This window comes from Bacillus sp. FSL E2-8868 (genome assembly GCF_038005505.1).
GTDB lineage: Bacteria > Bacillota > Bacilli > Bacillales > Bacillaceae_G > Bacillus_A > Bacillus_A mycoides.
Genome location: NZ_JBBOTI010000002.1, coordinates 1504086 through 1518645 on the forward strand (window position 1 = coordinate 1504086; position 14560 = coordinate 1518645).

Annotated in this window: 19 protein-coding genes and 2 pseudogenes; 9 read left to right on the top strand and 12 right to left on the bottom strand. The window is 33.2% G+C overall.

The window, feature by feature from the left end; all coding sequences use genetic code 11:
- Window positions 1-16: 16 nt before the first annotated feature.
- Complete coding sequence (locus NSS74_RS18660) at window positions 17-874, top strand: CheR family methyltransferase (RefSeq protein ID WP_002140680.1); 858 nt, start codon at window positions 17-19, stop codon at window positions 872-874.
- 39 nt (window positions 875-913) lie between these two features.
- Here NSS74_RS18660 and NSS74_RS18665 read toward each other — a convergent pair whose 3' ends face one another.
- The 5 genes from NSS74_RS18665 to rsbV all read right to left on the bottom strand — a co-directional run bounded on the left by NSS74_RS18665 (window position 914) and on the right by rsbV (window position 4458).
- Window positions 914-2056: a fused response regulator/phosphatase gene (locus NSS74_RS18665; protein WP_002140679.1), complete on the bottom strand. Its 1143-nt coding sequence runs from the start codon at window positions 2054-2056 to the stop codon at window positions 914-916.
- A 325-nt stretch (window positions 2057-2381) separates the two neighbouring features.
- The gene (locus NSS74_RS18670; protein WP_012260479.1) at window positions 2382-2822 is read right to left on the bottom strand and encodes a ferritin-like domain-containing protein; all 441 of its coding nucleotides are present in this window, start codon (window positions 2820-2822) and stop codon (window positions 2382-2384) included.
- A gap of 69 nt (window positions 2823-2891) precedes the next feature.
- Complete coding sequence (gene sigB / locus NSS74_RS18675) at window positions 2892-3668, bottom strand: RNA polymerase sigma factor SigB (RefSeq protein WP_002140678.1); 777 nt, start codon at window positions 3666-3668, stop codon at window positions 2892-2894.
- On the bottom strand, window positions 3631-4113 hold the full coding sequence (rsbW, locus tag NSS74_RS18680; RefSeq protein ID WP_002140677.1) for an anti-sigma B factor RsbW: 483 nt from the start codon (window positions 4111-4113) through the stop codon (window positions 3631-3633). The genes sigB and rsbW overlap by 38 nt, the downstream gene beginning before the upstream one ends.
- 6 nt (window positions 4114-4119) lie before the next feature.
- Window positions 4120-4458, bottom strand: coding sequence for an anti sigma b factor antagonist RsbV (gene rsbV / locus NSS74_RS18685; RefSeq protein WP_002140676.1), 339 nt, complete (start codon window positions 4456-4458; stop codon window positions 4120-4122).
- A gap of 197 nt (window positions 4459-4655) precedes the next feature.
- Between rsbV and NSS74_RS18690 the strand changes: the two genes are divergently transcribed.
- Window positions 4656-4856, top strand: coding sequence for a methyltransferase (locus NSS74_RS18690; RefSeq protein WP_340814056.1), 201 nt, complete (start codon window positions 4656-4658; stop codon window positions 4854-4856).
- Between the two features lie 163 nt (window positions 4857-5019).
- Here the strand turns inward: NSS74_RS18690 and NSS74_RS18695 are convergent, their stop codons facing one another.
- The 3 genes from NSS74_RS18695 to NSS74_RS18705 all read right to left on the bottom strand — a co-directional run bounded on the left by NSS74_RS18695 (window position 5020) and on the right by NSS74_RS18705 (window position 5987).
- Window positions 5020-5271, bottom strand: a complete 252-nt coding sequence (locus NSS74_RS18695) for a GlsB/YeaQ/YmgE family stress response membrane protein (protein ID WP_000522906.1) — start codon at window positions 5269-5271, stop codon at window positions 5020-5022.
- Window positions 5272-5346: 75 nt separating this feature from the next.
- Window positions 5347-5547 (bottom strand): CsbD family protein, encoded by a 201-nt coding sequence (locus NSS74_RS18700; protein ID WP_000004264.1) that lies wholly within the window; start codon window positions 5545-5547, stop codon window positions 5347-5349.
- A gap of 50 nt (window positions 5548-5597) precedes the next feature.
- Window positions 5598-5987, bottom strand: a complete 390-nt coding sequence (locus tag NSS74_RS18705) for a general stress protein (RefSeq protein WP_000448809.1) — start codon at window positions 5985-5987, stop codon at window positions 5598-5600.
- 273 nt (window positions 5988-6260) lie between these two features.
- On the opposite strand from NSS74_RS18705, the gene NSS74_RS18710 reads away from it, so the two are divergent.
- Complete coding sequence (locus NSS74_RS18710) at window positions 6261-6731, top strand: hypothetical protein (protein ID WP_002140672.1); 471 nt, start codon at window positions 6261-6263, stop codon at window positions 6729-6731.
- 265 nt (window positions 6732-6996) lie between these two features.
- Window positions 6997-7104 (top strand): annotated as a pseudogene (locus NSS74_RS18715) (YjcZ family sporulation protein).
- 445 nt (window positions 7105-7549) lie between these two features.
- Here the strand turns inward: NSS74_RS18715 and NSS74_RS18720 are convergent.
- Both NSS74_RS18720 and NSS74_RS18725 read right to left on the bottom strand, forming a co-directional pair.
- Entirely contained in the window at window positions 7550-8494 is a 945-nt protein-coding gene (locus NSS74_RS18720) for an acetyl-CoA carboxylase carboxyltransferase subunit alpha (protein ID WP_000050726.1), read from the bottom strand.
- Between the two features lie 32 nt (window positions 8495-8526).
- A complete protein-coding gene (locus NSS74_RS18725; RefSeq protein WP_000817662.1) occupies window positions 8527-8973 on the bottom strand; it encodes a MarR family winged helix-turn-helix transcriptional regulator in 447 nt (148 codons plus the stop codon).
- A 749-nt stretch (window positions 8974-9722) separates the two neighbouring features.
- Between NSS74_RS18725 and NSS74_RS18730 the strand changes: the two genes are divergently transcribed.
- Window positions 9723-10655, top strand: a complete 933-nt coding sequence (locus NSS74_RS18730; protein ID WP_002140670.1) for an LVIVD repeat-containing protein — start codon at window positions 9723-9725, stop codon at window positions 10653-10655.
- 194 nt (window positions 10656-10849) lie between these two features.
- Here the strand turns inward: NSS74_RS18730 and NSS74_RS18735 are convergent, their stop codons facing one another.
- Window positions 10850-12076, bottom strand: coding sequence for a phospholipase D-like domain-containing protein (locus tag NSS74_RS18735; protein ID WP_002140669.1), 1227 nt, complete (start codon window positions 12074-12076; stop codon window positions 10850-10852).
- Between the two features lie 239 nt (window positions 12077-12315).
- Between NSS74_RS18735 and NSS74_RS18740 the strand changes: the two genes are divergently transcribed.
- The 4 genes and pseudogenes from NSS74_RS18740 (at window position 12316) to NSS74_RS18755 (ending at window position 13810) form a co-directional block, all read left to right on the top strand.
- Window positions 12316-12516, top strand: a complete 201-nt coding sequence (locus NSS74_RS18740) for a DUF1657 domain-containing protein (protein WP_000218933.1) — start codon at window positions 12316-12318, stop codon at window positions 12514-12516.
- A gap of 113 nt (window positions 12517-12629) precedes the next feature.
- Window positions 12630-12863 (top strand): annotated as a pseudogene (locus NSS74_RS18745) (DDE-type integrase/transposase/recombinase); the annotation flags it as partial.
- A gap of 92 nt (window positions 12864-12955) precedes the next feature.
- Window positions 12956-13165: a glycine zipper domain-containing protein gene (locus tag NSS74_RS18750; protein WP_000764047.1), complete on the top strand. Its 210-nt coding sequence runs from the start codon at window positions 12956-12958 to the stop codon at window positions 13163-13165.
- A gap of 420 nt (window positions 13166-13585) precedes the next feature.
- On the top strand, window positions 13586-13810 hold the full coding sequence (locus NSS74_RS18755; protein ID WP_002035172.1) for a hypothetical protein: 225 nt from the start codon (window positions 13586-13588) through the stop codon (window positions 13808-13810).
- Window positions 13811-14077: 267 nt separating this feature from the next.
- On the opposite strand, the gene NSS74_RS18760 is transcribed toward NSS74_RS18755, so the two are convergent.
- Entirely contained in the window at window positions 14078-14515 is a 438-nt protein-coding gene (locus tag NSS74_RS18760) for an NUDIX hydrolase (RefSeq protein WP_001202613.1), read from the bottom strand.
- Between the last annotated feature and the right edge of the window lie 45 nt (window positions 14516-14560).

Consider the following 14560-nt stretch of genomic DNA (forward strand, 5'->3'; position numbering starts at 1 on the left):
GTGAGGTTTAGTTTAAGTGGAAAATAAGTATTATAATTTTGATCCATCCGTAGATATGGATAAGCGTACGAACTTAGAAATTGAATTACTATTGGAAGCGGTATTTAAACTGTCAGGATTTGATTTTCGCCAATATGCTCGCACATCTATTTATAGAAGAATTTGTAATAGAATGCAGCTCTCTAATATCCCTACCATTTCAAAATTAATTGAAAAAGTAATTCATGAGGAAGGGTTTCTAGAACAGTTATTAAATGATTTCTCCATTAATGTAACTGAAATGTTCCGTAACCCTACTTTTTTTAAAGCGTTAAGAGAGCATGTTATTCCTGAATTAAAAAAGTATCCTGAAATTAGAATTTGGCATGCTGGATGCGCAACTGGTGAAGAAGTGTTATCAATGTCCATCTTACTTCACGAAGAAGGATTAAGTGAAAAAGCTGTTATTTACGCAACAGATATGAATACAAATGTGTTAGAAAAAGCAAAACAAGGCATCCTTCCGTTAAATAAAATGCAAACTTATACGAAAAACTATTTACAAGCTGGCGGTACACAAGCATTTTCTAACTATTATTCAACAGATAATCGTTTTGCTTATTTTAATCCATCCCTTTTACAAAACATTATTTTTGCACAGCATAATTTAGTAACCGATCAATCTTTTAACGAATTTCATATTATACTTTGCCGTAACGTTTTAATTTACTTTACGAGTAAACTTCAAAACCAAGTACAGCAACTATTTTATGAAAGTTTAGGCCACAATGGATTCCTATGTTTAGGAAATAAAGAAACTCTTCGTTTTTCACATATAATGCCGCATTATATCCAATTTAATCCTAACGAACAAATCTATCAAAAAATACAATAAAAAGCGTATGAAATCCTATGTTTGGATTTCATACGCTTTTTATTTCGCATTCGTTTGTATCATAATTAGACACATATCATCTGATTGTGTTTTCTTCTGTTCTTCCTTATAAAATCCTTCTATCTCTCCTTCTAAATCTCCCCATTTTCTTTCTGTAAAAGTACGCAACTTCTCTTCAGACTCAAATTCATCATTTGCAATTGATTCAAGAACACCATCTGTAAACAATAATATTTGAGCGTTTTTCTCAAAAGGTATGACTGTCTTCTCGACTTTTATTTCATCAAAAAATCCTACCGCACAACTCCCACGATCTAGTTCAATTATATTCTCTTCATCAACTAAAACGTATCCAGAAGGATGTCCTGCATTTACATATTCAATTGTTTTATTTTCTGTATTAACTACTAAGTATATTGCTGTAAAATAATATGGAATATTGTCATTCTCATTATGTAAAAGAGTCATATATTTATTTAAGTCTTTAATGACGAGTTCTGGATCGATTAAACATTTTATCGTTTCACGTAATACAGACGAAATAAACATACAAACTAATGAAGCAGATACACCATGTCCCATCACATCTAATAATATAATACCGTAGCGGTTTTCATCGATTTTATACCAATAATACATATCTCCAGCTAGTTTGAATGAAGGTAAGTAACTTGCTTCAATTTTTATATGATCTTCTCTTAATGGGCTACTTAATAAGTTTCTTTGTACTTGTGTAGCTAAATCTAATTCATTACGAAGATTTTCCTCTTGTTCTTTATGCCAATTTAATTCCGATTTCAAGCGTAATGCCACACGCATACGAGCTAACAATTCAACTTTATTTATAGGTTTCGTAATATAATCCATTGCGCCTATATCAAGCGCTTCAGCTAATTTATTCGCATCTTCTAAAGCTGTTACAAAAATAATAGGAATATCTTTAAACTTCTCCTCGTTTTGTAATCGCCTACAAACTTCAAGTCCATCAATCTCAGGCATCATGATATCTAATAGTATTAAATCAATTTCATTATGCCTGGAAGAATCTTTTCCAAAATGGATGTATTCGAAAAGCTCTTGTGCAGAATTAAGCGATACAAGATCCTGATATCCGGCTTGTTTTAAAATTTTTTCAATTACAAAGATGTTAACCGGATTATCATCGACAATTAAAATGGACACAAGTTATTTCCCCTTTTCTTATTTAAAATGTAAATCTATTATCATTTTCTATTTTTCTAGTATTACATACTCAGTTATAAAATAAAAATTTCCTACTCATACGTATCTATACAGCAAAAGAACAAACCCCCTAGAAATGAGAGTTTGTTCTTTCACTCTATACAGTGAAACTTTAATCAGTGGGGGTTTTCTTCATCCCCCACTGATTATTAGTTGAACCAATCGGACTTTTATGGGCAGTTGATCCCCCACCTAAATTCTTTGCTTTCGCTGCATTTTGAGGTGGGGGTCTTACTGCCCATTAAAGTGGGGTAAATTTCCACTATTAATTTAACACCATCGCTTTGTCATTTAAAAGACGATCTAATTCTTCCATATGATTTGTTTCATCTGCAATCATATCTTCTAACTTTACAACTAACTCTGTCATATTTAATTTCGCTGCCTGTTCTTTTCTCATTTCATAACGCTTAATTGTTTCATATTCTGATTGTCTAGCTGCTTCTAACATTTCTCTAACATCTTCTACTTGTTTCACTGGTAAAGGGATCGTAGTAGGTGTACCACCTAGCGTCTTAATTTTCTCCGCTAAATATAGGGCATGTCCTTGTTCATCACTAATTTCAGATTCAAAGAAAGGTTTTAACACTTGTCTATATATACCAGAAACCGTAGCTGCATTATGGTTATACATAATAATTGCCGAGTATTCTCCTGCTAAATCTTCATTCAATCCTTCGATTAGTTCTTTCACATCGTGTGACATTTTAATATCTCCTCCTATACTTAATAACTACCCCTTTTTTCATGTTTTAAACATAATTATTTAAAATTTTTATGTATCTAAAAACGCCGCTTGCTTCAATTTACTTATCGCTTGTCTTTTAATACGAGAAACGTGCATTTGTGAAATACCTAACCGCTCTCCTGTATCCTTTTGATTTAAATTTTCTCCAAATATATAATGAATAACACTCTTTTCCGTATCATTTAATACGTTAAAAATATCATCTAAAACGAGACGTCTTTCTGTCTGTTCATATCCTTGCTCTACTTCACCTACAGATTCAATTCTCGCTACCGAACTTCCATCAGATGAATTTTCAACTACATCATCTAAGGAAGATACTTGATAATTATTTTTCGCATCCATAATTTCTAGAACTTCCTCTTCGGATAGTCCTAAATGATTCGCAATCTCTATAATCTTCGGTGAACGTTGTAGGTGATCTGTTAGCTCCTCTATCGCAAGTTTAATTTTCCCGCCTAAATCTTTAATTCGCCTTGGAACATGAACGCCCCAAGTTTTATCACGTAAATACTTCTTTATTTCCCCTACTATCGTAGGTATTGCAAACGGTTCAAAAGCATTCCCTATCGAATAATCATACCTTCTTATTGCGCCTAAGAGCCCTAACATCCCTACTTGTATAATATCCTCATGCATCGGCCCACCTTTTGAATAGCGATATGCAATGGAATATACGAGATTTTTATAGTGATTAACCAACCTTTCCTGCGCTTCATCACATTGGTTTTGTTGGAATTCTGCAATTAGTTTAATAACGTCTTCTTTAGTAAGATCTGTAGGTTGAGATTGGATTTCCATCATTCTCCACCTGCTCTCTTTGTATATATTTTGTCATTAAAACTGTCATGCCCTCATCATGCATAATTTGTATATCATCCATTAACGTATTTATTAAATATAAACCTAAACCATTTTCCGGCAAATGTTCTACTGGTTTATTAATATCATACGGACCAACTTTACTTTTTAAGGTACTAAAATTAAAGCTAACCCCATTATCCGCAACCATAATTTCTAATCGATCTTCATATAGACCAAAGACAATTGTAATTTCTCCAACGTCTTCTTTATATGCATGTTGTACAATGTTTGTACATGCTTCACTAATAGCAATTTTCATATCTTCTATATCGTCATAAGCAAAGCCCATTCGATTCGCAACACCAGCCATTGTTAAACGAATAATAGCCACATATTCTGCTTTTGCAGGAATTTTCATTTCTATCTTTTCAAATTTCTCCATCATCCCTAGTCACCTTCTTTCTACTTTTTCAAAATCTGAATTCAAATTTAATATTTCTGTTAGTCCTGTAATATCGAATAATCTTTTTAACCTTCTAGATACACCAATAAACTCTAGTTTTCCATCATTTTTCTTAATTGCTTTTAATAGCGCTATAAAAACGCCTAAACCTGTACTATCCATATAATCTACCTTATTAAAATCTACTACTATATAAACCTCTTTCTCACTTGCAATAGGCATTACCTTATTTTTCAAATCTGATGCCGTATACGCATCAATCTCACCATTAAGTTGTACTGTATAACCTAAATCATTTTGCAAAATATTTATTGCCAAATTCATCATTTCCGCCCCCTTATCTCAAACTACTACTATTTAATTACCCATAAAAATTAGTTTTAAACATATTTTTTCATTTTAATTATAAATAAATTTTCTACACCTTTCTCAGCTTAACACTAAAAAAAATACTACCAAATGTTTAAACCTTATAAATTTGTGTATGTATAATGTATAAACATTATTTTTAGGGGGATCTATCTATGGAAGAGCACAGCTTTAAAGAGGGAGATTTTGTTCAATTTTCTTATCGACACGATCATGCTACAAAATTAATTGGTTCCATTATTAACATACTAACGAATACAATTGTAGTTGATATAGGTAATAGCGAGGACTTATCTCATATAGAACCGAGGCAGGTCGTAAGAATAAATAATTGTAAAAAAGTAACGATAGCTTAATATGTAATCTCAATCAGTGGGGCCATCCTCACTGATTCCTATGTAAAATACATTAAAAAAGCATCCAAATTATTTTAATTGGATGCTTTTTTATGTATATTTATTAGTTTTTTAACTTTATATCTATATATAATAAACTTAAGATTACTATTCATTATAATGCTTATGCTTTCCGTAGCATTCTAGAAAAGAATGTAACGATTAAAATAAAGACGATTGCACCTAATAAAGCTGGAAGAATAAAGATGCCTCCCCATTCAGGACCCCAATGACCAAATAAGGCACTACCTACCCAAGATCCGATTAATCCCGCAATAACATTACCAACTATACCTAAAGGAAAGTCTTTTCCTGTAATCATTCCAGCTAACATACCAATAAGTCCACCTACAATACACGTAATAATAAGTCCCACAATTAGACCTCCTATATTATTTTTATAATGGATTTATCAAGCTTTGGCGTTTAACCAAAGCTTGATAAACATGTATTATTCTTTGTTATCCAATCCATCACTTATCTTTTGTTTCACTTTTCCGACTTTTTCTTTTACAGTTCCCTTCGTCTTCTCCCACTTCCCTTCATTTTTCAACTCTCTATCTTCTGTAACTTCACCAATTCCTTCTTTTACTTGTCCCTTTTTCTTTTCAACTTTACCAGTAATTTGTTCTTTTAGCCCGCTCTCACTCATATTTCCAATCTCCTTTTCGTAATAGATTTGTAGATTTAAAGAGTATGAATTTAAATAGAATACGTGCATCTTCTTTCTTGTAACCATTCACCGACTCTTTCTAAATCCTTAACGAATAATAAGATTTTCCCTTCATCCAGTTTTTCTTCATAAAAGTTAGCTTCTTCCTCATTAAGTCCTAATTCTTGCATCTTATTTCTTAACTGATCTCCTGTTTTTTGAAAAACATTAATAATACTTGTCCCAAGTCCCTCTTCTTTTATTCCAATTGTATTCACGTCTGCATTGTCTGCGATTCTATCTGTCCTTTCTTTCTCATGTGTTAATACGTAAATATCTTTTTGGTCTATTCCTTTCTTCACTAGATCATTCGCTGCATTCATGACCTCTTTCTCCGTAATAAATTCATATACAAAAGGTTTACTATACTTCGTTTCCATCTTTAACTTCCTCCTCTAAAATGAATTATTTGTTATATTATATGTAATACACCCATTTTCGAAATGTTAAACATAAAATATGAAAAAAATTATGTGAATTTTGATTTTGATAGAGAATGAACCGCATATTTTTCATATATACGCTTCATATTATTCATACGAACATCATTAAAACTAGTAAACATGTCTCCCTATGATTTACAAAATTATCTCCTTACAATAACTACCTAAAATAACAGAAAATTGTTACAATTAAACGTAAGGAGGGATACTATGAAAAAAATCATATCTATATGCGCTCTAACCGCTCTATCTTTCACTTTAATAGGCTGTACAAGCACTTCTACTACAAATAATACTCCAACAACTAAGCAAGAAAATACGAAAAATGCCATTCAATTAAACTCTGCAGACATTACCAACATTGAGATGCTTAGAACAACAAGTAATACTAGTTCCAAATCTCAAACAGATAACGAGGAAATGATACAATCAATCGCTTCAGCAGTCCAAAACGGAACACCGAAAACAATCACACTAGATCAAAAAAAGAAACAGTCTGCGCATTCTACTATAACCGTTACATATAAAGATGACTCAAAAGAAGAGTTTCTTGTATGGGTTGATAATAAGGAGAACATTACGATTGCTAAAGATGAGAAGAAAGATAAAGTAGAAGCTGTGACGGTGAATATTAAAGGCGCTAAGATAATGAAGGATTTTTTTAAAAATGATAAAACATAAAAGGATCCCCATCAACTTAAGGATTCAAAATCAGCACAAAATTTTGTTCAGAAATACTATAAAATTTCAGCCTAATAGGTCAGTGGCGAGACCGTATATTATTAAACTTAAAATGTTCCAAATCGAAGGAAGACACCTTATAAGGTGTCTTTTCCTTATTTTCAAAAGGACCTGCTCCATTCATAAATGCATAAAGTAAATTGAATCCGTTAAAACACATGAGTGAACCTTTGTCTTCCCCCTCCTATCTAAAGGAGGAACTGTTATGGGCTTTGGTGGTAGTTGTGGCGGCTGTGGATTCGCTGGATGATTTGCTTTATTAGTTGTATTGTTTATTTTATTAATCATCGTTGGAGCTGCTTGCTTCTGCTAAAAAACTATCGAAAAAGATCCCCGTGCTAAACAAAAAATAAAATAAGCTGCCCATATGGACAGCTTATTTACATAATTATCGTTCTCGGAAGTAAAGTTTTAAAAGTAATTTATCCATAGTGATATTAAAATTACTACTAACAGGGGGAGCACCACATTGCCATCAACCTAAGCTTTTGAGATACCCCCCATAACGAAATTTTCACCTTTTTACAGTTATTTATGAGAATTCAGCTCATTTTTTCGTTTTGGGGAACAATCAATTTCTTAAGTTGATGGGTATGTGATAATGCTTCCATTTGAACAAATTTTCCTTTTCCATACCGATCACACACCTTTTGTAGAGTAATAGTATCAGCATATCCCAGTTTAAGAGGTTACTTACAAAATATTTAGAATTTTTTTTGCGAGAATCCTCCGAAATGTAATACGGACTTTAAATATTTTCATTTATAATTCTCTATTTGTCTATACTTTTCATACCGCTGTTGTATAAGCTCTTCCGAGGATAATAGTATCAATTTTTTTAGAGATGATTCGATTACAGATTCAATCACTTTTGCCTGTGATTTTATATCATTTTGTGCTCCACCTTTAATTTCAGGAATGATTTCATCAATAATTCCTAAATGTTTTAAATCTTTTGCTGAAATTTTCATATGTTCAGCAGCTTCTGGAGCATACTTAGCGTCCTTCCATAGGATAGATGCTGCTCCTTCTGGCGAAATTACCGAGTACCATGAATACTCTAACATATGGATATGGTTACCGACACTAATGCCAAGAGCTCCACCACTTGATGCCTCTCCAATTACAATACAAACAATTGGCACTTTAAGTGTAGCCATTTCAAATAGATTTCGAGCTATCGCTTCAGAAATTCCACGTTCTTCAGACCCTTTCCCTGGATAGGCGCCTATTGTATCAATAAATGTAATAATAGGGCGATTAAATTTATCAGCTTGTTTCATAAGTCTTAGCGCTTTTCTATAACCTTCTGGATGTGCCATTCCAAAATTTCTTTCTATATTTTCCTTTGTATTTCTACCTCTTTGATGACCAATAACCGTAACGGGCATCCCTTTAAATTTTGCAATACCACCTATCATTGCTTTATCATCACCATATAATCGATCACCATGAAGTTCGAGAAAGTTTGTAAACAATAAAGGTATATAGTCCAATGTCGTGGGCCGGTTACGTAGCCTTGCAATTTGAACTCGTTGAAAAGGTGTAATATTAGAATAAATTTTATCTTGCATTTTATTTAAACGTTTTTCTAATACATGAATTTCTGGCGATAAATCTACATTATTTTCTTTCATAATTTTCTTTAATTCATCAAATTTCTCTTTTAATTCAATAATAGGACGTTCAAAATCCAAACTCATTTTACCCTCCAAATGTTATGATTTACCTCACTCTAATCAAAAGGCTTAGAAATAGAATCAATAAATAATTCAAAACCATCCACAACTATTTTTTGTTCTGATTCTGATAAATTATTGAGAATACTTTGATAAAATGTAATGGATTGCTCTCTTAAGCAATTAACAGTTATGTGACCTTTTTCTGTGAGGTGCAGAAAAAGTTCTCTTCTATTTTTTTCATTTACTTCACGATAAATAAGCCCCTTTTTTACTAACTTATCTACCAATCTACTTACAGTTGAAGTCTCTAATCTAAGTTTATTGGATAGTTGCCAAACAGTTAATTTTTCCACCTCTAGTTCCTCTAACGCCATCATTTGAGAAGTTGGTAAAGGTTTTTCAAATGGTCCATTGGGCAAATTTTGAGATTCAAAAACCCCAGTTATTATAATCATTTTCTTAATATCTGTTCTTAGTTTTAAGGCATCTTCTCTTTTCAAAAAGGTCACCCTCCTACAATTAATGTATCATACATCAATTGTATTATACATGAATATGTTTTTTTCACAAACTTAACGTAAGCCAATATTACAACATGGACGAGATATTTCTTCTTGTTAAAATGGTATAAGTGGATTAAATGGCAGAACATCAATTATGTATCAGGGGCCTTTATGGGGTACCGCTCATCGCAATCAAGCTAAGAAAATAAAACTACCCAAAAAACGAAAATTTTGTGATAACTTGTAACAAAAAACTCATAATTTTTTGGGGGAGCTCTAAATTCTTAAGTTGATGGGCATGTGGCGTTACCCCATGCCCATCAAGCTAATGAAACTAGTTGCCCCAAAACAAAAAATGTATATTTTCACCTGGAGATGCCAATTTTCTCGTTTTGGGGGTACTATAAAATTTTAGGTTGATAGCCATGGGGTACCGCCAGCATTTCGGAAAAAAAACAGGCTAAGAGTATGCAAGATTTTATACAGTTTTTCTGCTAATCCAGTAACCTAAAAACCATGCCAGGATAGGAATGTATAAAAAAATGCATAGATCCATAGAACAAAAAAGGAGATTTACTTATGAGATTAGGGTTCCTCCTTATTCTTGCTACTGATAATAGGACGTTATGTTAACCTCATATGAATAGAATATACATCGTCAATTTTATTAGATAAGCATACAAGCTTAATTATCCGATTTGAATATAAATAATTATATTCAATTTCAAAAAAAGAGGTGAACTGTTTTGAACTCATATTTTTCAAAACAAAAAAAATGCTGTCATAGACTTTTTCCTGCTTTTCCACCTGCTGCCCCTCCTATTATTGTGAAAGCTAAATTTCTTTATGTATCTAGTTCTGACGGCGGTATCGATGATGACACGATAGAAATTTATAATATTATCAATCCTACGGCTCCTATACGTGTAGGAGAGTTTACATCAGTAACTAATTTAGCTCCTGCGGGATTGGCTATTACAGATACTATTCTTTATATCGCGAATTTAGGAGATGGTGTAGAAATTTACAATATCAATAACCCTATAGCCCCTATACGCATAGGAGAATTTGGTACAGCAGATTTAAATGTTCCTGATCAATTAACTATTACAGGTACCACTCTTTATGTCTCAAATGGTGGTAATAACACGGTGGAAATTTATAATATTACCAATCCTACGACCCCTGTTCGTGTAGGAGAGTTCGGCGCTGGAGATTTAAATTTCCCTTCCGGCATGACTACTACAGATTCCACTCTTTATGTCGCAAATACTGGAGATAACACAGTAGAAATTTATAATATTACTAATCCTATGGTTCCTGTGCGTGTCGGGCAATTTAACGCTGGAAATTTAAATGTCCCTGCCGGATTAGCTACTAAAGGTACCACTCTTTATGTCGCAAATGTTGGAGATAACACGATAGAAATTTATAATATTACCAATCCTACAACCCCTGTTCGTGTAGGAGAGTTCGGCGCTGGAGATTTAAATGCTCCTGCTGTATTGGCTATTACAGATACTACTCTTTATGTCGCAAATACTGGAGATAACACAGTAGAAATTTATAATATTACCAATCCTACAGTTCCTATACATGTTCGAGATTTTGGTGCTGGAGATTTAGATTTTCCTAATGGATTAGCAATTTTTACGGTATTCGGATACAACTACCAATAACGGTAATTATGTAAATGAGCTGTCCATATGGACAGCTTATTGTATTTTTGCTTAGCGTGGTTTTTTTGATGCATGTTGATCGTTTTTATCGTTTTGGGGTAACTCGTCCTTGTTAGCTTGATGGATATGGGGCATTTGCATTTCTTATCTTGATGGCAATGTGAAACTATCCCTAATATAAAAATACTTTGTCTTTACAAATAATACTCAAACATTTTTGCAACCTTTTCTTTCATTTTTTCTTTTATAGATAATTGATTGACGTCAGAGGATGTTACTTGCTTTGAATTTTGTAAGTCTGCATTAATCACTGGTTTTATTCTCGAAATATAGATAGGGTCATGAATATAACAGTTCATTTCTTCATTTAAATGAAACGAGCGTGAATCAAAATTCACGGTCCCAACCATCAATACTTTTTCATCAATCAAAAATACTTTACCGTGTAACACCCCATTTTTATAACCATATACTTCCATCCCCTGTTTTAATGCTTTTCGGATATATGGATATGCTGCTTCTTTAACTAATAGTGCATCCGAATGAGGTGAGAATAGAATTTTGACACGGACTCCCCTCTTTCTTGCATCTACTAATGCGTTCCAAATAGTTCTGTCTTTTGGTATAAAATAAGGTGTTAATATAATGATGGATTCTTTTGCTTGTTGAAACAGCATTGCATAATCTTGCCCAAGTTTTTCTCCACTATAATATGCAGTAAATCGTTGCGAGGTTGCTCCCTTTTCCTTTACCGCATTGTGTATCGGAATCGGTTTCTCTGAGTTTTTATTCCAGTCTAATACAAATTGGTGTTCTAAATCTTGAACTCCTTCTCCTCGTATTTGAAGATGATAATCTCTCCAATAACCAAGTTTTTCTTTTTCCCCCAAATACTTCTTTCCAATGTTGAATCCGCCAATGTAACCAACCTTTCCATCAATAACTGAAATACGACGATGATTCCGATGATCCAAAGAAGAAAAAAGATAAGGGAAAACAGGTTTATTGTAATATGTAAAATGAACTCCTTTTTTAACTAATAATTCTCTTTCCTTTTTCTTTAGTAAAATTCCACCTAACCTGTCCACTGCATAGTATACTTCTACACCTTCCTGACTTTTTTTCCGCAATAGCTCTAGAAACTGATGACTTACTTTATCATCAGCAATAGAAAAAAAGTTAATATGCACGTAATGCTTTGCTTTCTCTATATCTGAGAATAATTGATTGTTTAACTGTTTCCCATCTGTATACATAGTAATATCACTTTGACGCATAGGGTATTGACTAGAATTCTGGCTAAATACCCCATTTTTTTCGGCTATTGTTCTGTCAATTTCCCCCCAAACAAACAGAACTAAACATCCACCGATAAATAAAAAGAGGAATACTTGGAAAATTCTCCCTATCTTTTTCAGCATATTTAATCTCCTTTATATATTATTGTTTTATTTCTGCTAGTTTTTGTTATTGGGGCAAAACTATTCCATGCATCTATTAGCTAAAAAATCCTCCTTTGAATAATTAACTGTAAAATTTCTCATTCACATAACTCTAATTTAGGGTTATCATTCCTGATAACCCTAAAATTAGAAATCGTACTATGATAACAAAATAGGCATCCTATATTTTGAAGTACATTTACAAGGAGGATTACTACATGACAGTAAGTACTAAACTTAAACAAACTATCGCTGGATTAAAGAGTGCTCAAGCATGCCTAGAAGGATTTGTTCTTGATACTGATAACAAGCAAGCAAAACAATTATATAAAGGTGCAGCACAACAAACTCAAGAAATTATTGAATCTTTAAATCCTCGTCTTCAACAAATTGAACATGAAGAGCCTCAGTACAAGTAATAACATAATACCTTCCACATAGAATATCGTCCCCATGGAAGAGTGCCCAGCTTAAATAACGATTATCATAATGCTGATTACGATTAAAGGTATCGCCATATGCCCATCAACTTAAGAAACGGAATACACAATCTGCGTATGCTTTTATGAAACGACTCGTTCAAACTTTTGGAGAACCAACGGTTCTGACAACAGATAAGGCCCTTTCTTTACTTTGTTCACTCAAAAAATTAAAGGTGAATGACTTTTATAAAAGTACTACTCATTCTACAATCAAACATTTCAATAATTACATAGAACAAGATCATCGCTATGTAAAGCGCCGGTTTGCTAAATCCTCAGGATTCTAACACTTCGCATAAATCTGTCCTTATAGGTCAAAATATGTAAGGTATTGTGCTGGAATGCACTTGCCTATTCTAAATAAGGAGTGAGATGAGTGGCTGATAAAAACGAACGTAACCGTGTTGATAATGATACTGGCGAAGCGGTAGGAACTGGTGTCGGTGCTGTCGCTGGAGCTGCTTTGGGTTCTGTTCTTGGTCCACTTGGTACCGTTGCAGGAGCTGTTGCAGGAGGAGCAATGGGTAACAAAGTCGGCGAAGGTGCCGATGAGGCTAATGACAGTGTTGCGAACCGAGAAGATTAGACTTTAACCAAAGTGACACTGAATGAATTGGATTCCCAAAAAGGGAGTCCTTTTTTTTATTAAGTTAATTCAGCTTTTTTAGGTAAATTCCCAGTAAGATTGTGAATCAATTCACTTAAAGTAACGTGTGCGTTAGTTCAACAAGCTATAAGCAGCAATCATAATCATTTTCTTGGTCTTCCGCAATCGGGCGCTATTGCTGAATAAACCTTAGATTATCAATCGACTTTATTGTTATATTTTTGAGTACAGTGAAGTATCTTATATCGGAAATTAAACAACTATATTTTAACCCCGTCCTAAATTTAGAACGGGGTTATGCTTGTTTTAGCTTTTTAAATTTAATAGCACCACCTAAATGGAAGTTTTATCTCGAAACGAAGAGGTAACTCCAATTCTAAAAGAAGGGCCTGAAGTGTTTTGGAGTTTGTAGAGTTGATAGATGCTTTAAAATATGTTTCACCAAGTCGTGATAAACCTTTTAAAGCTTATAAGCATATTACTGAAAATTGGGATGATAACTGGGATAGTGTAAATTCACAGTGGAAAAATATAATTGGAGGATTATCAATTTCTAGTGTCCAAGGTGAAGCATTCAAGGAAGTTACTAGTACCATAGAAGGTTTCTTTAAGGAACAGGAATGACTTAATAGTCATTCCTGTTTGTTTTTTTGCGGTATCAAGTTAAGAAGCACATTCTTCCCCAAAAATCATAAAAATGAACTTCGGTGCTATAAAAAAATTCCATTTAGGGGGTACTTTAAAATCTTAGCTTGATGGGCATGGGGTGCCGCCAACAAAACGCGATTTCGTACGCTAAGAAAAAAGCCTTGCTACATAAGTAATGTAGCAAAGCTTTTTTAAGTTGTTTAATTCTCGCTCCACTATCGGCTTTGTTAACTAACACTTTAATTATTTTAACAGCCTTTTGTTTAATTCCCACAAAGCCGTTTTGTTACTATCCCATTTTAAAAGCGTTACGGCTTCCTCAAAGCACAGCCATTTATAATTGAAGTGTTCTTTAGATAATTTAATATTTTTTGTAGGAACTTTAACTCCAAAAGAAAATTCTTTTATTACATAAACATCTTCGCCCCAAAGAAATTCACCAACTACATCCTCTACTGGTAGTGAAGACACAGAATCTAGTTTTATATATGGACTTTCTCTTGTAATACCAGCCTCTTCAAACGCTTCTCGTTTTGCTGATTCAATAGGAGTCTCACCATCTTCTCCACCACCAGCTATTCCTTGCCAATAACCATAATCACTTCGATTAAAAATGGCATATTGAATGGAATCGTCAGTTTTTATATAAGGAAATATCAATACTTGATACGGTGCTCTCATTGCTTAACATCCTTCCGAAAAAATATGAAAAATTTATTCACTAAC

Coding starts and splice junctions, on each gene's coding strand:
- NSS74_RS18670 (WP_012260479.1), bottom strand. CDS start 2,822: ATGTCACACGATGTGAAAGAACTAATCGAAGGATTGAATGAAGATTTA.
- sigB (WP_002140678.1), bottom strand. CDS start 3,668: ATGATGGAAATCCAATCTCAACCTACAGATCTTACTAAAGAAGACGTT.
- rsbW (WP_002140677.1), bottom strand. CDS start 4,113: ATGATGGAGAAATTTGAAAAGATAGAAATGAAAATTCCTGCAAAAGCA.
- rsbV (WP_002140676.1), bottom strand. CDS start 4,458: ATGATGAATTTGGCAATAAATATTTTGCAAAATGATTTAGGTTATACA.
- NSS74_RS18690 (WP_340814056.1), top strand. CDS start 4,656: ATGGAAGAGCACAGCTTTAAAGAGGGAGATTTTGTTCAATTTTCTTAT.
- NSS74_RS18700 (WP_000004264.1), bottom strand. CDS start 5,547: ATGAGTGAGAGCGGGCTAAAAGAACAAATTACTGGTAAAGTTGAAAAG.
- NSS74_RS18705 (WP_000448809.1), bottom strand. CDS start 5,987: ATGGAAACGAAGTATAGTAAACCTTTTGTATATGAATTTATTACGGAG.
- NSS74_RS18710 (WP_002140672.1), top strand. CDS start 6,261: ATGAAAAAAATCATATCTATATGCGCTCTAACCGCTCTATCTTTCACT.
- NSS74_RS18720 (WP_000050726.1), bottom strand. CDS start 8,494: ATGAGTTTGGATTTTGAACGTCCTATTATTGAATTAAAAGAGAAATTT.
- NSS74_RS18735 (WP_002140669.1), bottom strand. CDS start 12,076: ATGCTGAAAAAGATAGGGAGAATTTTCCAAGTATTCCTCTTTTTATTT.
- NSS74_RS18740 (WP_000218933.1), top strand. CDS start 12,316: ATGACAGTAAGTACTAAACTTAAACAAACTATCGCTGGATTAAAGAGT.
- NSS74_RS18760 (WP_001202613.1), bottom strand. CDS start 14,515: ATGAGAGCACCGTATCAAGTATTGATATTTCCTTATATAAAAACTGAC.